General features: G+C 70.1%; 19 protein-coding genes. 4 read left to right on the top strand and 15 right to left on the bottom strand.

Annotated elements, in window-relative coordinates:
* Positions 1-264 precede the first annotated feature (264 nt).
* Genes JCR33_RS12775 through JCR33_RS12760 form a run of 4 tightly spaced genes read right to left on the bottom strand, consistent with a single transcriptional unit; the run spans position 265 to position 4690 of the window.
* Positions 265-1395 (bottom strand): mandelate racemase/muconate lactonizing enzyme family protein, encoded by a 1131-nt coding sequence (locus JCR33_RS12775; RefSeq protein WP_198882478.1) that lies wholly within the window; start codon positions 1393-1395, stop codon positions 265-267.
* Positions 1396-1429: 34 nt separating this feature from the next.
* Positions 1430-2233 carry an SDR family oxidoreductase gene (locus JCR33_RS12770; protein WP_198882477.1) on the bottom strand — a complete coding sequence of 268 codons (804 nt, stop codon included), beginning with the start codon at positions 2231-2233 and terminating at the stop codon, positions 1430-1432.
* A complete protein-coding gene (locus JCR33_RS12765; RefSeq protein ID WP_198882476.1) occupies positions 2230-3498 on the bottom strand; it encodes a Zn-dependent hydrolase in 1269 nt (422 codons plus the stop codon). Before JCR33_RS12765 ends, JCR33_RS12770 begins: the two co-directional genes overlap by 4 nt.
* 4 nt (positions 3499-3502) lie before the next feature.
* The gene (locus JCR33_RS12760) at positions 3503-4690 is read right to left on the bottom strand and encodes a M24 family metallopeptidase (RefSeq protein ID WP_332461180.1); all 1188 of its coding nucleotides are present in this window, start codon (positions 4688-4690) and stop codon (positions 3503-3505) included.
* A 297-nt stretch (positions 4691-4987) separates the two neighbouring features.
* Here JCR33_RS12760 and JCR33_RS12755 point away from each other — a divergent pair, with 297 nt between their 5' ends.
* The 4 genes from JCR33_RS12755 to JCR33_RS12740 all read left to right on the top strand — a co-directional run bounded on the left by JCR33_RS12755 (position 4988) and on the right by JCR33_RS12740 (position 9664).
* Positions 4988-5968, top strand: coding sequence for a GntR family transcriptional regulator (locus JCR33_RS12755; protein ID WP_198882475.1), 981 nt, complete (start codon positions 4988-4990; stop codon positions 5966-5968).
* A gap of 121 nt (positions 5969-6089) precedes the next feature.
* A complete protein-coding gene (locus tag JCR33_RS12750) occupies positions 6090-7307 on the top strand; it encodes a pyridoxal phosphate-dependent aminotransferase (RefSeq protein ID WP_198882474.1) in 1218 nt (405 codons plus the stop codon).
* Between the two features lie 67 nt (positions 7308-7374).
* Positions 7375-8523, top strand: a complete 1149-nt coding sequence (locus JCR33_RS12745; protein ID WP_232372555.1) for a M20 family metallopeptidase — start codon at positions 7375-7377, stop codon at positions 8521-8523.
* 199 nt (positions 8524-8722) lie between these two features.
* Positions 8723-9664 carry a 2-hydroxyacid dehydrogenase gene (locus JCR33_RS12740; protein ID WP_198882472.1) on the top strand — a complete coding sequence of 314 codons (942 nt, stop codon included), beginning with the start codon at positions 8723-8725 and terminating at the stop codon, positions 9662-9664.
* Between the two features lie 32 nt (positions 9665-9696).
* Here the strand turns inward: JCR33_RS12740 and JCR33_RS12735 are convergent, their stop codons facing one another.
* The 11 genes from JCR33_RS12735 to JCR33_RS12685 form a co-directional block, all read right to left on the bottom strand.
* Positions 9697-10485 carry an amino acid ABC transporter ATP-binding protein gene (locus tag JCR33_RS12735; RefSeq protein ID WP_198882471.1) on the bottom strand — a complete coding sequence of 263 codons (789 nt, stop codon included), beginning with the start codon at positions 10483-10485 and terminating at the stop codon, positions 9697-9699.
* The gene (gene ehuD / locus JCR33_RS12730; RefSeq protein WP_198882470.1) at positions 10482-11147 is read right to left on the bottom strand and encodes an ectoine/hydroxyectoine ABC transporter permease subunit EhuD; all 666 of its coding nucleotides are present in this window, start codon (positions 11145-11147) and stop codon (positions 10482-10484) included. Before ehuD ends, JCR33_RS12735 begins: the two co-directional genes overlap by 4 nt.
* 3 nt (positions 11148-11150) lie before the next feature.
* Positions 11151-11813 carry an ectoine/hydroxyectoine ABC transporter permease subunit EhuC gene (ehuC, locus tag JCR33_RS12725; protein ID WP_198882469.1) on the bottom strand — a complete coding sequence of 221 codons (663 nt, stop codon included), beginning with the start codon at positions 11811-11813 and terminating at the stop codon, positions 11151-11153.
* 133 nt (positions 11814-11946) lie between these two features.
* Entirely contained in the window at positions 11947-12801 is an 855-nt protein-coding gene (gene ehuB / locus JCR33_RS12720; protein WP_198882468.1) for an ectoine/hydroxyectoine ABC transporter substrate-binding protein EhuB, read from the bottom strand.
* Between the two features lie 73 nt (positions 12802-12874).
* Complete coding sequence (locus JCR33_RS12715) at positions 12875-13966, bottom strand: glutamine amidotransferase-related protein (RefSeq protein WP_198882467.1); 1092 nt, start codon at positions 13964-13966, stop codon at positions 12875-12877.
* Positions 13967-14313: 347 nt separating this feature from the next.
* Positions 14314-15675: an NAD(P)/FAD-dependent oxidoreductase gene (locus JCR33_RS12710; RefSeq protein ID WP_198882466.1), complete on the bottom strand. Its 1362-nt coding sequence runs from the start codon at positions 15673-15675 to the stop codon at positions 14314-14316.
* The gene (locus tag JCR33_RS12705) at positions 15672-15959 is read right to left on the bottom strand and encodes a (2Fe-2S)-binding protein (protein ID WP_198882465.1); all 288 of its coding nucleotides are present in this window, start codon (positions 15957-15959) and stop codon (positions 15672-15674) included. The genes JCR33_RS12710 and JCR33_RS12705 overlap by 4 nt, the downstream gene beginning before the upstream one ends.
* Positions 15952-17070: an NAD(P)/FAD-dependent oxidoreductase gene (locus JCR33_RS12700; RefSeq protein WP_198882464.1), complete on the bottom strand. Its 1119-nt coding sequence runs from the start codon at positions 17068-17070 to the stop codon at positions 15952-15954. The genes JCR33_RS12705 and JCR33_RS12700 overlap by 8 nt, the downstream gene beginning before the upstream one ends.
* A gap of 6 nt (positions 17071-17076) precedes the next feature.
* Complete coding sequence (locus JCR33_RS12695; protein ID WP_198882463.1) at positions 17077-18348, bottom strand: NAD(P)/FAD-dependent oxidoreductase; 1272 nt, start codon at positions 18346-18348, stop codon at positions 17077-17079.
* Positions 18345-19022: an amino acid ABC transporter permease gene (locus JCR33_RS12690; RefSeq protein WP_198882462.1), complete on the bottom strand. Its 678-nt coding sequence runs from the start codon at positions 19020-19022 to the stop codon at positions 18345-18347. Before JCR33_RS12690 ends, JCR33_RS12695 begins: the two co-directional genes overlap by 4 nt.
* A 26-nt stretch (positions 19023-19048) precedes the next feature.
* On the bottom strand, positions 19049-19333 hold a 285-nt coding region (locus JCR33_RS12685), incomplete at its 5' end, for an AAA family ATPase (RefSeq protein WP_198882461.1).

Here is a 19333-nt window from a genome sequence, read left to right as displayed (position 1 = left end):
CCGAGCCTCGCGGCGCAAGCGACTGCTCCGCTATTGTCGCGAGGGCTTGCGGCACCCGGAGGCAGCACCTTGGAGGCGGCGGGTCGAGGCGGGCCGAGGCCGCTCGGGGGCGGGTTCGATGATCGTCTGTCGACGGGAAATGCTGCATTGCAGCATGAACTTTCTTCGCCCCTCCGAACGATCATCTTCGATCGTGAAGGGCAGCGCACCGCATCGCCCGCCCGCGTCTCGCAAACGGGCCGAGCGATGTGTCGGCTTCGCGGCTCACCCCGTCGGAGCGGCAACCTCGCGCGACCAGAGCTCGCGGCAGGCCCCGGCGTCGAAGGTGAGCGCGAGGCCCGGCCCCTCGGGGGCGATCAGGGCCCCGTCACGGTAGGCGAGCCCCGCGGCCGGGTCGTTCAGAAGGCCGTAGCAGCCATAGAGCTCGGCGTGATCGGGGCGCGCGGCCATGGCGCAATGGGCGGTGATGGCCGTCGCCATCGCGCCTTCGTTCATCTGGCCGATCATCACGCCGATGCCCGCCGCCTTCAGTCGCCGCGCCGCGTCGGTCACCGCCCGGGGCGAGCCCATCTTGGCGATCTTCAGATGGCCCATCGGCCCCGACCCTCGTCCCGCGCGATCGAGCAACCGCTCGAGATCGTCCGCCGTCGCGAGGTTCTCGTCGAGCATCAGGGGCATCGGGGCGCGGGCGAGAACATGATCGAAGGCGACCCAATCGCCCTTCGTCGTGGGCTGCTCCACGTAGGCGAGGTCGAACTCGGCGAGGGCGCCGAGCTTGCGCGCCGCCTCCTCCGCCCCCCAGGACGCGTTGGCGTCGGCCGCCACATGCACCTTCGGCCCGCAAATCTCGCGCAATCGGCGCAGGCGAGCGAGGTCCTGATCGAAATCGGCGATGGCGATGCGCACCTTGATCTCGCGAAAACCCTCGTCGAGATAGCGCCGCGCCAGAGTCTCGAAGCGCTCCTGCGGCCCCCAGAAGAGGCACTGGTTGGAGGAGAGCGCCGGCACGAAATCGCCCCCCAGAAGCGCCGCGACCGGAACGCCGCGCATGCGGGCGAGCCCGTCGAGAATGGCGCTTTCCACCACCGCGCGGGCGGTGGCCGGCGCCCCGTCGGCGACCGCGTCGAAGGCGGCGAGAAGATCCTCGGCCGGAACGCTCCAGTCGACCCGCTCGCACAGGATACCGATGGCGGCGGTGGCGGTCGCCTCGTCGAGGCCGGTGAGATAGGCGACGTTGGCGCGCACCTCGCCGACGCCGTGGAACCCGTCCTCGCGTCGGATCTCCAGATAGCGCGCCGCGAGCGCCGGCACCCGGCCGGAGGCGGCGGTGTGAAGGGCGAGGTCATCGGGGTAGTCGAGATCGGCGGCGAGGAGGCGCAGACGGGCGGTGGTCATGGTCGGAGGCCTTTGGGGACGGGCGGCGTGGCGCTCAAAGGACCGTGCGGCCCTTGGCGCCGTCGATGGTGATGCTGGCGCCGTTGAGGAAGCGCGCCCGACCGCCGATGACGAAAGCCACCACCTCGGCGAGTTCGTCCGCCTCGCCGATGCGGCCCATGGGCGCCTCGCCGGCGACCTCCAGTGCGGCCTCGGGGCGGGAAAGGCCCGTCGCCACCTTCTCGTCGATGCGCGCGCGCACGCGGCCGGTGTCGAAATAGCCGGGCGCGACGGTGTTCACCCGGATGCCGTCGGGGGCGAGGTCGTGGGAGAGCGACTTCGCAAGGCTCGCGACCCCCAGCCGGAACACCGAGGAGAGCAACAGGTGCGGCGCCGCCTGCTGCAGCGTCGCGGAGGTCAGGAACACCATGTCCCCGCCGCCGGTGGCCTGCATCGCCGGGATGGCGGCGCGGGAGAGGCGCACGGCGCTCATCAGAAGGAGGTTGAACGCCTCGTGCCACTGCGCGTCGGTCAGGGTGCGCAGTCCGCCATAGGCGATGTGGCCGGAGTTCACGACCAGGATGTCGAGGGCGCCGAAACGTTCGGTGACGGCCGGAACGAGACCCTCCACCGCCGCCGCATCGGTAAGATCGGCGCAGAGCGCGAGCGCATCGGGGGCACCGGCGGCGCGTAGGCTCGCCTCGGCCGCCTCGAGCTTCGCCGGATCGCGGCCGCAGATCGCCACCTTCACCCCCGCCTCGGCAAGGCGCCGCGCGCAGGCGAGCCCGAGCCCGTCCGAGCCGGCGGTGACGAGAGCCGCCCGGCCGGTGAGGTCGAGATCGAGCGTCGTTCCGCTCATCGGATGCGCGCCAGACCGTCGGCGAGAAGCCGGGTGGCGCACTCGAAGTCGTCCATCTCCATCGCCTCGTCCGGGTTGTGGCTGCCGTTGGCGTTGCGCACGAAGAGCATGACCGAGGGCACCCCGGCGCCGGCGAAGGTCGCCGCATCGTGGCCGGCGCCGCTCGCCATCTCGAAGCGCGGCAGGTCGAGATCCTCCATGGCCGAACCGAACGCTTCGCGCAGCTCCGGATCCATCAGCGCCGGTGTCGAGCCGGTGCGCGGGCCGGGATCGATCCGCACCCCGTGGGCGGCCTCGACCTCGGCGAAGCGCTCTTCGAGCAGCGGGCCCAGCTCTTCGAGAAGCGCCGGGTCGTTGGAACGCAGATCGAGCGAAACGAACACTTCGCCGGCGATCTTGGAAAAGGCGTGCTGGGCGGGATCGGTGAAGAACTGTCCGGCGGTGAAGGTGAGGTCACGCCCCTCCGCCTCGAGGCGCAGCCAGTCGGCCTGGAGGCGCATCACGAGGTCGGCCGCGCCGATCACCGCGTCGGTGCGGAACGCCCGCGGGGTGGCGCCCGAATGGGCGTAGGTTCCGAAGACCCGGGCCTCGCGATAGCGGATCGAGCCGCGGATGCCGGTGACCACCGCCGCCGGCAGGTCCGCGCCGATGAGGGTCGGCCCCTGCTCGATGTGGAGCTCCACGAAGGCGCGGATGCGGCTCTTGTCCACCTGGGGCGTGCCGGCGGCGATCACATCGGGATCGAAGCCGAGCTCGGCCATGTGGTCGCGCAGGGTGCGTCCGGTGTCGGAGCGCTTCAGCTCCAGGGTTTCGGGCGGCAGGAGGCCGAGCGCCATCTTGGAGCCGGGATAGGAGACCGGGAACCAGTTGCTCTCCTCGGCGCGCAGGGCCACCACCACGAGGTCGTCGGCGAGCGCGAAGCCCGCCTTCTTCCAGCCCGCGGCGACGGCGAGCGGTGCGAGCACCCCCGCCGCCCCGTCGAAGTTGCCCCCCATGGGCACGCTGTCGAGATGCGAGCCCGCGAGGATCATGCGTCCCGTCCCGCCCGTACCGGGCAGCCGCAGATAGAGGTTGCCGCCGGCGTCGGTCGACACCTCCAACCCGATCTCGCGGCCGGTCTCGGCGACGAGATCGTGGGCGAACTGCTCGCCCCGCCCGAAGGCCTCACGGGTGACACCGGCCACGTCGGCCGTCTCTTTCGCGAGGATGTCGAACAGGCGGGCGGCGAGAGCGTGATCGGGCTCGGGCGGACGGTTGGGACGCATCGGATCAGGCGACCACGAGATCGCGCGGCAGGGTCGACAGCGGCACGCCGCCGTTCTCCGTCACCAGCACCGTCTCGGAAACGGCGACGGTGAAACGGTTGTAGGAGCGCAGCGTGATCGGCACGTGGAAGGCCATGCCGGCCTCGAGCGGCACGTCGATGCCACGGAAGAGGCTGAGGATGTTGCCCTCGCCCCAGTCCGGCGCGAAGGAGATGCCCATCGAGTAGCCGGTGCGCTTGCGGTAGCCCTCGGTCTGACCCGCGTCGTCGATCACCTTCTGCACCGCGTTGTGGACGTCGGCGCAGGTGTTGCCGGGGGCGAGCTTGGACACGGCGGCGTCGAGGCCCGTCATGCACACGTCGAACATGCCCGGCGCGTCGGCCGGCACGTCGCCGATGAAGACGGTACGGAAGAGCGCGGCGTGGTAACGGTTGTAGCAGGCGGAGGTCTCGAGCACGGCGACGTCGCCCGGGATCAGCTTGCGCCGGCGCCAGGTGGTGTGCGGGATGCCTGAGCGCGGGCCCGAGGTCACGAACGGCGCCATGCCCACATATTCCGAGCCCGCCGCGATGGAGGCCTGCATGATGGCCGCGGCGACGTCGTTCTCGGTAGAGCCGGCGCGGGTCGCTTCGAGGCCGGCCTTCATGCCGGCGTCGTTGGCGGCGGCGGCGGCCTTCAGCTGCTCGATCTCGAGCGGCGACTTCACCCGGCGCAGCGGCTCCACCATGCCCGAGGCGTCGAGCGTGTCGCCCAGCGCGTCGGCGAGGGTGGCGTAGAGGTTGACGGTGAGGAACCAGGCCGACTTGTCGAGACCGACCTTCTTGCCCATCCAGCCGCGCGCCTTCAGCGCCCCGGCGAGCGCCTCGGCGGGGGAGACGTCGTCGGCGTAGCCGGTGATGTCGCCGATGAAGCTGTTGAGGCGGGCATTCATCGCCTCGAGACCACGGCAGACCAGGAACGGATCACCCTCGATCGGCACGCACAGAGCCTGGAAGGTATAGTAGCCGGGGGTCTGCTGGCCGCTGAGATAGAAGATGTTCTCCGGGCCCGAGGTGATCATGAGATCCATCCCGCGCGCCGCCATGGACGCGCGCAGAGCGGCGATGCGGGCGTCGTATTCGGCTTTGGGGAAGGCGCTCTCGGCGCCTTGGGGAACGGCGCGCATGATGTCGGCGAGGTCGGTCTGGGCCACGAAAGGGGTGCTCCTGGCTGGGTCGGGTCGCAGTTTCGGCGCAGAGGCCGATACTTGATTGCACTTTAGGTCTTTATTTGTGCAATGCAAGGCGACCTGCTGCGGCACGGCAAACCCGCGCTTGGACCGGCCTTGGCCCGCGTCATGGCGAGGGAATTTCGCGTGACCGGCGTATCGCGCCGGCGCGCATTCACCGCTAGACAAGAAATAAAAAGTGCATAATCGGCGACGGTGCGTTCCCTCGGCGGCGGGTCGGCGGATGGTTGGAGCGGGGCGGATGAAGGGAAGGATCGGAGGATGACAACGGGCAAGGCGCGCGCCGGCGGCGTGGGCGACAAGGTTCGTCACCAGCTCTCCAATCAGATCCTCGACATCGTGCGCGACCGACGCATGGACCCCGGCGACCGCCTCGCCGAGATCGCGCTCGCGAGCGAATTCGGCGTCTCGCGCACGCCGGTGCGCGCCGCCCTGCTGCTGCTCGCCGAGAAGGGCGTGGTCGAGGCGCGCCCCAATCACGGCTTCTCGCTGCGCAAGGGTTGGGCCGAGCTGAAGACCACACGCCTCGCCGTGCCCGCCACCCAGGAGGACGATCTCTACATGCGCCTGATCCGGGAGCGGGTGGAGGGTCTCATCCCGGCCTCGGTCACCCAATCGGCTCTCCTGGAGCGCTATGGGGTGAACCGGGCGGTGCTGATCAAGACCCTGTCGCGCATGGCCGACGAAGGGGTCGTGTCGAAGAATCGCGGCCACGGCTGGACCTTCATGCCCGCCCTCGACAGCGGCGACGCACTGCGCGACAGCTACAATTTCCGCCTCACCCTGGAGCCCGCCGCCCTACGCCTCGCGGACTTCCGGGTGGACCTTCTGGCGCTCGACCGGATGCGGCGGCGCCATCTGTGGCTGCTCGAGCAGGGCGAAAACATGCAGGTGCAGGGCTGGGAGCTCTTCGAGCTCGACGCCAACTTCCACGAGACGCTGGTCGGCTTCTCCGGCAACGCCTTCTTCACCCAGGCGATCCAGCAGCAGAACCGACTGCGCCGCCCGCTCGAATATCAAGGCTACCGCGACACCGCCCGCACCGTGGCCTGGATGAAGGAGCACATGGCGGTGATGGACGCGCTCTACAGCCAGGACATGGACGAGGCCGAAGCGCTGCTGCGCCGGCACCTGTCGAAGGCGCTCGACGCCGGCCTGCACGAGGTGGCGAGCCGCACCCCGCAGCCGACGGCCGGGGACCCCTGGTCGGCGAGCCCCCCGCCCTCCGCCGCCCGCGGCTGAGGGAACGCCGCGACCCGATCGCCCCCTCGCAAAGGCGCCCCAGACCGCCCGTCCGGGACGGGCTTCGCTTTACATTGCATATTTTGATCGATTAAGTGCATTCCTAAACAGAGGATGCTCGATGCTCGACCACCCCAGGCTCCGCCTCGCACCGCGGATGAGCCGGCTGCGGCCTTCACCGACGGCGGAGATTTCCCAACGCCTGCGCCGTCTCGCCGCCGAGGCGCGCGAGGTGATCAATCTCGGCGAAGGGGAGCTCGACTTCGATACGCCCGTCCACGTTCGCCGTGCCGCCCATGATGCGATCGAAAGGGGCGAGACGAAGTACACCTCCGTCGCCGGCACTCAGGTCCTGCGCGAGGCGATCCGCGACAAGCTGCACAACGAGAACGGCCTCGACTACACGCTGGACGAGATCATCGCCGGCCCCGGCGCCAAACCGCTCATCCTCGACGCGCTGATGGCGACGGTCAGCCCCGGCGACGAAGTCATCATCCCGGCCCCGCACTGGGTCAGCTATCCCGACATGGCGCGCCTTGCCGACGGCGAGCCGGTGATCCTGCCCTGCGACGCCGCCTCGGACTGGAAGCCGACGCCCGAGCGGCTCGCCGCCGCCCTCACCCCGAAGAGCCGCTGGCTGGTGCTGAACTCGCCCAACAATCCCACCGGCGCGATCCTGACCGCCGAGGAGCTGAGCGCCCTCGCCCGCGTCCTCGCGCCCTACCCCGACGTGCTCGTGCTCTGCGACGACATCTACGAGCACATCCGCTACGACGGCCTGCCCTTCGCCACCATGCCTGAGGTCGAGCCCGCGCTGAAATCGCGCTGCGTGGTGATCAACGGCGTGTCCAAGGCGTTCTCGATGACCGGTTGGCGGCTCGGCTACGCCGCCGGCCCGGCCCCGCTGATCAAGGCCATGGAGACGCTGCAGAGCCAGAGCTCCACCAATGCCAGCTCCATCAGCCAGGCCGCCGCCGTGGCGGCGCTGCGCGAAGAGCGGGACTTCATGGACGAGTGGCTGACGACGCTGGACGAGCGCCGCCACATCGTGCTCGAGGCCATCGAGCGCGCCCCCGGCCTCGCCTGTGGCCGGCCCCAGGGCGCCTTCTACGCCTACATCGACTGCTCCGGCCTCATCGGTCGTAAGCGGCCCGACAGCGACGTGATCAAAACCGACGGCGACGTCGCCGCCTGGATCCTCGATGCTTCGGGTGTGGGCCTGATCCCGGGTGCGGCCTTCGGCACCTCCCCCTATCTGCGCCTCGCCTATGCCGTGGATACCGACGTCCTGCGCCGCGCGATGCAGGGGATCGTCGATGCCTGCAAGCAGCTCGGCTGACTAAGAATCGTATAAAGGTCGTAAGAAAATGCACGCTGGCGACAATCTTCGCCCCAACCTGGACCGCATGATCGCGGACCTCACCACCCTCACGGCCTTCGACACCCAGAACCCGCCGGGGCGCGAAGCGCCCTGCGCCGAATTCATCGCCGCCCAGCTCGAAGCCGTCGGCTTCACCGTCACGCTGGATCGGTTCGAGGCCCATGGCCTCCCCGACCGCGTCAACGTGGCGGCGCGGCTCGAGAACGGGCCCGGGCCGGTCTTCGCCTTCAACACCCACATGGACGTGGTTCCCGTCGGTGAAGGCTGGAGCCGTCCGCCGCTCACGCTCGCGGAAGCCGACGGCAAGCTCTTCGCCCGCGGCGCCTGCGACGCCAAAGGCCCGCTCGCGGCGATGCTCGAGGCACTGCGCCTGCTCGCCGCCCAGCGCGAAGCCTGGAGCGGGACCCTCCTCGGCGTCTTCGTGGCGGACGAGGAGGTCGGAAGCGCCGGCGCCCGCCGCCTCGCCGAGCAAGCGCCCAAGATCGACCTCGCCATCATCGGCGAGCCGACGTCGAACCGCACCATCATCGCCCACAAGGGCAGCTTGCGGCCGATCGTGCGGGTGAAGGGGACGGCGGCCCATTCCGCCTCGCCCCAACTCGGCGTCAACGCCATCTTCCAGACCGCCCGGCTCCTGCCCCGCATCGAGGCGCTCGGCGAGGAGATCGCCGCCCGGCCGCCCCATCCCTTGGTGGGCGGCGGCAGCCTGACCGTCACGCGCGCCAACGCCGGCCTCGCCGACAACATGGTGCCCGACCAGATGGAGCTGATGCTCGACCGCCGCATGATCCCCGGCGAGGACGAGGCGTCGGCGACGGCGGAGATCGAAGCCCTGCTCGTCGCCGCCCGCGAGGAGCTCGGCGTCGAGGCCGAGATCGTCCGCTTCGCGCCCACCACGGGCGGTGCGGCCGAAACCCTGCCCGATCACCCTCTCGTCGCCGCCGGCCGCGCCGCCGGGCGCCGCCACGGCGCGGGCGAGGACGACGCCCCCCTCGGCTTCTCGGGCGCCTGCGACCTCGTCCACTTCCGCACCCTCGGCGCGCAGGGGATCGTCATCGGCCCAGGCTCCATCGGCGTCGCCCACAAGCCGGACGAGTTCGTGCCCATCGACGAGTTCGAGGCCTCCGCCCGGATCTACGCCGACGTCGTTCTCGAAATGATGCCGCGGGCCTGATCCCGCTCGGCACACCACAAGAGACCGTGATGCCCACCCTTCCCCGCACCCGGCACGGCCATGGCCTCGACGGCGCCCGCACCGCCAGAGCCGTCGAGAGCCTCCTACCGGGTGGGTGGGCCATCACGGTCTCGCCCCCCTCGCCGAACCGTCCCGCCACCGGGGCGAACCCCAATCCCATCCAACGGAGTTCCGTATCGTGACCGCGACTGTGCCCGTCATCCCCTTCGTCGCGCGCGAGGTCACGCCGGAGTGGCTCGCGGCCCTGCGCACCGCCTTGCCCGAAGCGCGCATCGTCCCCTTCGCCGAGACGACCGCGGCCGAGCGGGCCGCCGCCCGCGTCGCCGTCGTCGCCAACCCGGAGCCGGCGGAACTCGCCGAGCTGCCGGCCCTCGAATGGGTGCAGAGCCTCTGGGCCGGGGTGGAGCGGATCGTCGCCGAGCTGCCCGAAAGCCTCAAGGTGGTGCGCCTCGTCGACCCGCAGCTCGCCCTGAGCATGGCCGAGGCGGTGCTCGCCTGGACCCTCTATCTCCACCGCGACATGCCCCACTATGCCGCGGCCCAGGCCCGGGTCGAGTGGTCGCCCCGCCCGATGCGCCTCGCACAGGAGCGCCCGATCGCCATCCTCGGCCTCGGCCATCTCGGCCGTGCCGCCGCCCGCGCCCTCCTCGCCCAGGATTTCCCGGTGATGGGCTGGACCCGCACCCCGACGGAGATGGAGGGCGTCGAGACCTTCCACGGGCCCGAGGGCCTTGCGGAAATCCTGTCCCGGGCCGAGATCGCCGTCAGCCTTCTGCCCCTGACGCCCGAGACCCGCGGCCTTCTCGGCGCCGAAGCGCTGGACAAGCTGCCCAAGGGCGCCGGGCTCATCAATTTCGGCCGTGGTCCGGTGGTGGACGTCGCCGCCCTCGCCGAGCGGCTGAGCGACGGGCGGCTCGGCCATGCCGTGCTCGACGTCTTCGCAGTCGAGCCCCTGCCGGCCGACGATCCGCTCTGGCGCCATCCCTCGGTGACGGTGCTGCCCCACATCTCGGCGCCGACCCACAAGGCGAGCGCCGCCGCCATCGCCGCGGGCAACGTGCGCCACTATTTCGAAACCGGCGAGATTCCCGCCCTCGTCGACCGCACCCGCGGCTACTGACGCGGGGGGCTTCGGCCCCCGCACCGACAAGCTCAGGCGAGGTTCAGGGCGTGCAGGAATTCGCGGGTGCGCGGGTTCTCGGGCGCGTCCAGCACCTGTTCGGGCGGCCCCTGCTCGACGAGGCGGCCGTTCTCGAGGAAACAGACCCGATCGGCGAGCGCCCGTGCGACACCCATCTGGTGGGTGACCACCAGCATCGTCAGTGAGGTTTCCGACGCGAGCTCGCGCATCACCGCGAGCACCTCGCCGATCAGCTCGGGGTCGAGCGCCGAGGTCACCTCGTCGAACAGCATCACTTCCGGCCGCAGGGCCATGGCGCGGGCGATGGCGACACGCTGCTGCTGCCCGCCGGAGAGCTGCAGCGGGTAGGAGCCCAGCTTGTCGCCGAGCCCGACCCGGCGCAGCAACGCTTCGGCCTCCGCCTCCGCCTCGACCCGCGAACGACGCAGCGAGAGGCGCGGCCCGCAGGCGACGTTCTCGAGCGCACTCATGTGCGGAAAAAGATTGAACTGCTGGAACACCATGCCGACGTGGCCGCGGATCTTGCGCAGCCGGCCACGACCGCGCGGGGCACGCTCGACGCCGTCGAACCGGTCGGTCAACGTCTCGCCGCAGATCTCCACCCGGCCGGATTCGATCCCTTCGAGCGTCATCAGGATGCGCAGCAACGTCGACTTGCCCGACCCGCTGGGCCCGATGATCACCGTCTTCTCACCGCGGGGGATGTCGAGGTCGAACCGATCGAGCACCCGCGTGTCGCCGAAGCTCTTGCAGGCGGCGGCGAAGCGGACCGCGGGCGCGTCGGTGGCGGTTGCGCTCACGGCCGGCTCCCCGGCAGCGTCATGCGACGCTCCAACAGGCGCACACCGACGGCGCCCAACAGGCTGAACACCAGGTAGATGAGTGCGACGACGATATAGGCTTCGTTGTAGCGGAACTGGAGCGAACCGATCTCATTGGCCACGAACATCATCTCCGCGAGGGAAATGGAATAGAGCACGGGCGTGTCCTTGAGCATGGAGATGAAGAGGTTGCCGAACCCCGGCAGCACCGGTCGCGCCGCCTGGGGGATCAGAATACGGGTGCGCCAGGCGCCTTCGGGCAGGTTGAGGGCGATGGCGGCCTCGCGCTGGCTGCGCGGCACGCTGTCGAGCCCAGCCCGCATGATTTCCGATGCGAAGGCCCCGTGGTGGAGCCCCAGCGCCACGACACCGGCGACGAAGGGGGCCATCGTCAGCCCGAAATCGGGCAGCGCGAAATAGAGGAAATACGCCTTCACCAGGAGCGGCGTGGAGCGCAGGAACTCCATCACCCAGCGCGTGACCCCCGACACCAGACGGGGCGTTCCGCGGCGCAGCGCCGTCAACCCCGCCCCGACGAGGATCGCGAGGAGAAAGCCGACGAGCGTCGCCTCGATGGTCACCACCGCGCCACGCAGGAGCTTGGGCAGGATCTCGAGGGCGAAGGCGAACGAGAACTCCATGGCTCAGCGCTCCTCCGTCCGGCCGCGCCAGGCCCCGCCGAGCCGCGCCTCGAGCGCCCGGGCGCCGAAGCTGATGAGCTGCGCCAACACGAAATAGGCGACCAGGAGCACCGACATCGCCTCGACCGTGTGCAAGGTCAGCCGCATGATGCTGCGCGCCTGGAAGGTGAGGTCGGCGAGGGTGATCAGCGAGACGAGCGAGCTCGCCTTCAACAACTCCACCATCAGGTTGCCGAGCTGTGGCAGCATCACCAGAAGCGCTTGCGGCAGGACCACGCGGGTGAGGGTCTGTGTCCCCGTCAGGTTCAGTGCCACCGCCGCTTCGCGCTGGGCGCGGGGAAAATTGTTCAGCGCGCCGCGCACCACCTCGGAGCAATAGGCGCCGTAGCAGAGGCCGAGCCCCACCACACCGCAGGTCATCGGGTCGAGCCGCAAGCCCATCCCCGGCAGGACGAAGAACAAGACGAAGAGCTGAACCAGCGCCGAGGTGCCGCGAAACACCTCGACATAAATGTGCACCGGCCAGGCGATCAGCGGCGGTCCGCGCCGGGCGAGCCCCGTCGCGATGCCCAGCGCCAGCGCCAACAGTCCGGCAAGAACCGTCACCTGCACGGTCACACCGAGACCCTGCAGCAGCAACCAGCGATAATTCCAGATCGTGTCCATCCGGCCCCGTCGATCGTGTCTCGGTGGGTCGGCGCAGGCGCGAGCCTCCGCCGGATTTCAGCCCGCGCCGCACTCCCGGATGGGTGCCGCCCCCGTTGCGGGGAGCGGCGACGCAGCGGCGCGGACGAGCGGATCAGCCGCCGCAGAGTTCGGCGGTGGTGACCTTGCCGGGAAGCTCCGCTGCGGTGAGGCCGAAGGGGCGCACCATCTCGAGATATTCCGGCGAGGCGAGGATCTTCTTCAGCTCGGCGTTGAAGGTGGTCAGGAACTCTTTGTCCTCGGGACGGAAAGCGAAGCTCCCATAGCTCACGCGGGGCTTGCCGTTGATCACCGGCGTCTCGAACGGATCGGCACGCTCGATGGCGGTGTCCTTGGAGGCGTCGATCAGGGTCTGGGCCGACAGGGCGGGATAGAGCGCGGCGTCGACCCGGCCGGACTTCACCGCCGCGATCAGCGCCGGACCGTCCGGCAGCGCCACCAGCTGGCTTTCCGGCACGCCCATCTCGAGTGCCTCACCGCGCAGGCGCGAACCCATGGTGTGGCCCGCCTTCAGCGACGGATCGGCCTCGAGGTCGGCGTAGGAGTGGAGGTTCTTCGGGTTGCCCGCCGGCACGATGAAGGTGTTGCCGATGGCGAAGATCGGCTCGGCGAAGGCCACCTGCTTGCAGCGATCAGGGCTGATGTAGAGGCCCGCGGCGATGATGTCGAAGCGGTTCGCCTTGAGGCCCGGGATCAGCGCGCCGAACTCGGTCAGCACGCCCTCGGTGCCGCTGACACCCATCGCGTCGAGCACCGCGTTGAGCAGCACGATGTCGGAACCCTTCAGCGCACCGTCCGGGCCGATCGATGAGAACGGCGCCTCGTTGGCCGTTCCGACGGCGAGCGCGGCACCGGACTTCGCCTTGTCGCTCAGCTCGTCGGCGGCGGCGGGAAGGGTGAAGATGGCGGTGGCGAGCGCCATGGCACAGAGGGGCTTGAAGACGGTCATCGAGGTCCTTTCTGGGGGCTTGCCCGGCGGCGAGCCGGCCTGGCGGGAGAAGACGAAGGGCGTGGCGCCGCGCTCAATCGAGCGCAGCGGCGATGAAGGCGTCCCACAGACGCGGAAGGCGGGGGCAGGCCCCCGTTTCGGGATGGCCCTGCAAGCCGACATGGAAGCGCCGGGTGGGATCTTCGGCGGCGTCGGCGACCCCCGTCTCGTGCACAGCGACGACGCGGAAGCCGCCGGCTTCCATGGGTTCACGCGCATCGGGGGCGAGGTTGTAGTTGTGATGCATGCGCACCCGCGTCTCACCACCGAGGATCGCGGCGAGGCCGGTGCCGGCCTCCGGCGTCAGGAGCGCGTCGCCGCGTCGCTGGCGGAAGCCGCCGTCCGGGGTGCGCATGCGCACGAAGCCGCGCTGCTCGCCCGGGCCGTGGATCTCCTCGAGCACCGCTTGCGCCCATCCCCCGCGACGCATGGCGGCGAGCGCCATGTCCTGCATCCCGAGGCACAGCCCGAGGGTCGGCAGATCCCGCTCCCAGGCCTCCTGGGCGACTCGAATTTGAGGCTCGACCTGGGACATGTCGGAGCCCCCCGGCAACACGAGCCCGTCGAGCCCTCGAGGCAGCCCACCGGCGGCCTCGGCCGAGGAAATGATGCGCAGGTCCAAAACGGCGCCCGCCCGGTCGACGGCGTCGGCGAGCGTCGCGATCACGATGGGATTGATGTAGCGAAGATGCGGGGCTTCGCCGACCACGCCGATGCTGAGCCGGCGCCCGCCGGTCTTCTTGTCGCCCGTATCGATCTCCGCATCAGGCACGCCGGCGACCGAACCCGCGAGGCGCGACCGCCCGTGCTCGTCCGTGGCGATGGGGATGTCGGCAGCCTCGATCACCAGGGCGTCGCGGGGCGGCGTCGCCCCGGGGGCGACCTCGACCACCAGCATATCGGCGCCCGGCTGGTCGTCCCCGCCGGTCCACACATCGCCCTCGACGCGCTCCAGCCAATGGACCCCGTTGGGCGCCGGACGGCCGTCGGCGGTGACGAACTCGCGGGAGCCTTTGACGAGGCTGTCGTCGAGCTCCGAGGCGATGCGGTCACTCTTCGCCCGAACGCCACCGGCCCGCAGGCCACCCAAGAGGGCCGCAGCGGCCCGACAATGATCGGCCGGCATGGCGCGCGAGCCTACGACGGCAATCCTCGGCGGCGTAGAGATGGCGATCTCCCTTTGGGTCAGGCGGGGGCGAGGCCGGCCCGTTTCCGGATAAATCGCACTTTATAATACCCTTTGTGCAATTCAAGGCAGATTCGCTGCGCTGCAAGATTCCGCTTAATCCGTTATCTTATATTGAGTTTTTCTAGGTTTTGGTTGATCTCGGGTGCGCTGGAAGTCGCGACGATCGTGCATCGAAGGCCGCCGAGCCGGAACAAAGAACAACAATCCAAAACCCTGTCATCCGCGACGACGCGGCGGTTCGAGCCGGCGGTGGCGCGGGTTCGCCCTCCGAGCGGGTTGCGGTGTCAGGCGCGCCGCGTCAGCGCCGCCACCTCGCCGAGCGTCACCGGCCGGAACGGCGGACGCACCGTCGAAAGCCCGACCTCACCGACGTCGGCTCCCCGCGCCTCGGCGACGATCGCCGAGAGCGTCAAGCCACATTGCCGCCCCTGGCAGGGGCCCATCCCGCATCGGGTGAAGGTCTTCACCTGGTTCGGCCCGGCTTCCGCCGTCGCGGCGGCGATCCGCACCTGCCGCACGGTCACCTCCTCGCAACGGCACACGATGGTCTCGTCGGGCGGCACAGAACGTGGCGCCGGAAAGAGGGCGTCGAGAAACGCTCGCGGCGCCAACGCCCGCGCAAGGCGGCCGGCGTCGGCCGGATCCTCGGCCACGGAAACGCCCAGACGATGCGCGATGGCCCGTCCCGCCGCGGCACCTTGCAGGCACGCCGCCCGAGCTCCGACGATCCCGCCTCCGTCGCCCGCCACGTAAAGGCCGGGCACCGAGGTGGCCCCGCCGTCGTCGCATCGGGGCACGAACGCCCGCTGATCGGCACGCCACGTCACGTCGCAACCGAGCCCGAGCGGCATCTGCACCGCCGGGATCACCCCTTCATGAACCGCGAGCTGCCCCGCCTCCACCACGCCGGTGTCCCCGCCGCGGGTGGTATAGGCGACGCGCCGAAGCCGCTCTTCGCCCTCGGCGCGAAGGCTCGTGACCCCGCGCACCCGCCGCACCCCGGCCCCCGACAAACGCCTCAGCCAACTGAATCCCTTCATGAGGTCCCGCCACCCCCCGAGCGCGGCGGGAAGCCGGGACATGGCCTCCGCCGAGATCGGCGGCGTGGTGTCGAGCCAGGCCGCGATCGGCCGGCCGGCGGCGAGGAGCTGGTTCATATAGAGGAGCGGCAACGGACCCGAGCCGGCCACCACGAGGGGCCCGGAAGGCACCTGGCGCGCCGATTTCAACAGGGTCTGCGCCGCTCCCACCGTGACGACGCCCGGCAAGGTCCAGCCCGGAAACGGGGTCGGCCGCTCCTGCGCGCCCACGGCGAGGAGCACCGCCCGCGCCGCGACGATCTCGCTGTGGGCGCCCCGCGAGACGTAGAGATCGAACCCCTCCTCGATCTGCCACACCCCCGAGCCACCCCGGAATTCGGCACCGCACGCCCGGAAGCGCCGCACGAGATCGGCGCCCGCGGCGTAGTCGGCCCCCATCGATCCGGCCGAGCCGTCCGCCGTGCGGGCCTCGATGGCCCGCCAGATCTGGCCACCGGGCGCTTCCTGCTCGTCGAACACCACCACCGAGAGCTTCGCCTCGGCGAGCACCACCGCGGCCGACAGGCCGGCCGGCCCCGCCCCCACGATCGCAACGTCGAACGTCATGATTGCGCCTCCGGCCCGCCGCGCTCGATCACCATCCCCTCCCGCACCGGAACGAGACAGGTGCGCACCCTGATGCCGTCCACCCGCGCCAGACATTCGAAACACGCCCCCATCTGGCAGAACGGCGCGTGGGCGGTGCCCCCGGCCATCGGCGGGCGGGCAAGGTGCGGCGGCGTGCGCAGGAGAAGCGCGGCGACGCTCTCTCGCGCGTCCGCCGTCACCGCCACCCCGTCGAGGGTGACCGTGACGTGCCCCGCCGCCCCGTCGTCGATCGGCTCAAACATCGAAGCGCCTGTGGTCGAAGCCGGCGATGTCGGGAGCGATTGCACCGGTCGCCATGGTCTCGGCCAGCGCCTCGGCGTGGGCCGCGCACAAGGTGGCGCCGGAGTGGCACAGCGCCACGAACGCACCGGGCATCGTCTGGGACTCTTCGTAGATCGGGTAGCTGTCGGGGGTCATCACGCGCAGTCCCGCCCAATGGCGCACGAGGTTCACGTTCTCGAGGGCCGGCAGAACGCGCACCGCCCGGTCGGCCATGTTCGCCGCGTCGGCGACGCGGGTGGAGGTGTCGAACCCCACCTCCTCCTGCGTACCGCCGACGAGGTAGGTCCCCTCCCCGGTCTGTCGCACCCCGGTGATGGGCAGCGGCAGCATCGGCGGCATGCGCTCGGTGATCATCACCTGCCCCCGCTGGGGCCGCACCGGAACGTCGATGCCGACCTCTCGCGCGATCGCCGCGGATTTCGAGCCCGCCGCGACGAGAAGCCGGTCCGAGCGCACCTCCCCCCGCGCCGTGCGAGCGAGGAACGTGCCGCCCTCGCGCGAAATCGCCTCGACGCGGGCCCGCCGTTCCAGGCGCCCACCGAAGCGCAGAAACGCCACCTGCAACGCCCGCAGAAGCGCCAGCGGGTTGAGATGGCCGTCGCGCCAGCAATAGCTCGCCCCCACCACCTCGGGGCCCAGCGTCACCTCCGGCAGCAAGCGCTCCAGCGCGGTGCGCTCGACCATTTCGGTGTCGTAGTCGTTCGTGCCGAACTGGGTGCGCAGTCGCTCCACATAGGCCGAGCGTTCGGCGAATTCGGCCTCGCCGAGGGCGACCGTCAGCCCCCCGTCACGGCGATAGTCGAAGCCGATGCCGCTCTCCTCGGCAAGACGGGCGGCGAACTCCGGCCAACGGTTGCTGCTGAGACGGGTGAGGCGCTGGTAGGCGGGCATGTCCATGCCCTTGCCCTGCACCCAGACGAGGCCAAAATTCGCCCGAGCGGAGCGGATGTCGGCATCGTCCCCGTCGAGAAGCACCGTCTTCACGCCGCGCCGGGCGAGCCCGTAGGCGGCGGCGGAGCCGATCAGGCCACCGCCGACGACGGCCACCTCCGCATGGATCGCATCCGCCATCGTCGGTCAGGCGGCCCGCCGCGTGCCGCCGCCGAAGCGGGTGATCCGATAGGGCGCGATGTCGACCGACGGCGTCGTGCCGGACACGAGCTCGGCCGCGAGGCGACCCATCATCGGCGCCGCGGTCAGTCCGAAATGGCCGTTGCCGAACACGAACACCACGTTGGCGTGATGGGGCGAGCGGTCGACCACGGGCAAGCCGTCGGGCATCGACGGGCGCGGCCCCATCCAGCGGGTGTGACCCTCGGTCTTCAGCCCCGGATAGAGGTCGGCACCATGCTTCAGGAGGATCTCCGCCCGGCGCCAGTCCGGAGTGGCATCGACCTCGGCGAACTCGGCGGTGCCGGCGATGCGCAGGCCGAGCTCCATCGGCGCGGTGGCGAAGGCGCGATCGCGATCCGTCACCGGCCGCTTCGGCATGACGCCCGGATCGGGCAGCGTGACGTGGTAGCCCCGCTCCGCCTCGAGCGGTGCATCGACGCCGAGCATCTGAACGAGCTTGCGCGACCAGGCCCCGGCGGCGGCGACCAGATGGTCGAACGGCACCTGCCCCCCGTCGGCGAGCCGCGCCGCGCTCGGCCCGCTCGGACCCATCTCGAACCCGGTGACCTCACCCTGCAGCACCGTGCCGCCGCGCCGCGCGAACGCCTCCGCCAAGACGGTGACGAGGCGATGCGGGTTGGCGCAATTGCCGTTGCCGGGCAAATAGAGCCCGCTGACGAATTTGGGCGAGACCGCCGGCTCGACCTCGCGGATCTGCGGTCCGGCCAGCGGCTCCACGTGCACGTCGGCCGCCTCGCGCATCCGCGCCACGAGCGCATCGCCCTGCGCACCGTTGGGACGGCGCGACACGTAGAGCTGGCCGGTGCGCTTGATGAGATCGGGCTCCCCGATCTCGGCGAGCAGCGGCAGATAGTCGTCGAAGGTGTGGGCGTGCATCGCGTGCATCGCCCGTGACACGGCGAAGGCGTTGGACGGCTGGCTCGCCTTCAGCCAGCCCACCAGCCACGGCGTGAGGCGCGGCAGGTGGCCGGCGCGGATCGCGAGCGGTCCGGTGCGGTCGAGCACCCAGCGCGGCACGTCGAGCAAGGTGCCGGGCATCGCGTAGGGCACGACCCCGCCGGGGCTCACATTGCCGGCATTGCCGAAGGAGCAGCCGTTGCCCGGCGTGTTGCGATCGACGAGGGTGACCGCATAGCCGCGCTCCTGCAGCGCGAGGGCGGTCATCGCCCCCACCACCCCGGCCCCGACGACGAGGACTTTGGAGGAAGACATCATCGGAAATATTTCCGCTGGTAAGCCGCCTCGAACACGCGAGCGATCACGGTCAAGGGAACGATGATAACGATGAAGAGCAGCGCCACCACCGTGAGAACCTCGAGGGGACGGAAGGTCTGGATGGAGATCTGCTGCCCCTGGTAGAGGGTTTCGGCCACGGCGATGTAGCCTGCGAGCGAGGTGTTCTTCACCACGAGGACGCACTGGCTGACGAGCGGCGGGAACACCCGCTGAAACGCCAGCGGCCCGATGATCCGCCGCATCGCCTGCATCCGCGTCATGCCCACGGAATAGGCCGCCTCGATGTGGCCGATCTCGATGGACTGCAGCCCGGCGCGGAAGATCTCGGCGAAGAAGGCCGCGCTATAGAGGGCGAGCGCCACCACGGCGGTCTGAAAGGCGCTGAGCGCGAGACCGGTGAGGATGGGCAAGCAATAATACATCCACACGATGAGCACGAGCGGCGGCACCGCCCGCACGAGCTCGATGAAGGCGCCCACCGGCAAGGTCAGGGCGCGGATGCGGGAGCCGCGCAGGAGTGCGAGCAGAAAGCCGAGCACCATCCCGAGGACGATGGTGACGGCGGCGAGCTCCAGCGTCATCACGATGCCGCGCAGGAAGACCTCGCGATATTCCCAGATGACGTCGAAATTCCAATGATATTGGTTGGGCATGGGCGATCCGATACGACGCTGCGGGGTCAGGTGGTCGCGGAGTTCAGATACTCGCCGACGAAGGCGCGCGTGCGGGAGTTCGTGGTCGTGCCGAAAATGTGCGAGGGCGGTCCGCTGTCGACGATGTGGCCCTTCTCCAGGAACAGGATCCGGTCGCACACGTCGCGCGCGAAGCGCATCTCGTGGGTGACGATGATCATCGTGCGGCCTTCGTCGGCGAGCGCGCGGATGACCTTCAGCACCTCGTTGACGAGCTCCGGATCGAGGGCCGAGGTGGGCTCGTCGAACAACAGGATCTTGGGCTCGAGAGC

The sequence above is a fragment of the Acuticoccus mangrovi genome (assembly GCF_016411865.1).
GTDB classification, from domain to species: Bacteria; Pseudomonadota; Alphaproteobacteria; order Rhizobiales; family Amorphaceae; genus Acuticoccus; species Acuticoccus mangrovi.
This window is presented reverse-complemented; position numbering and strand designations above follow the sequence as displayed.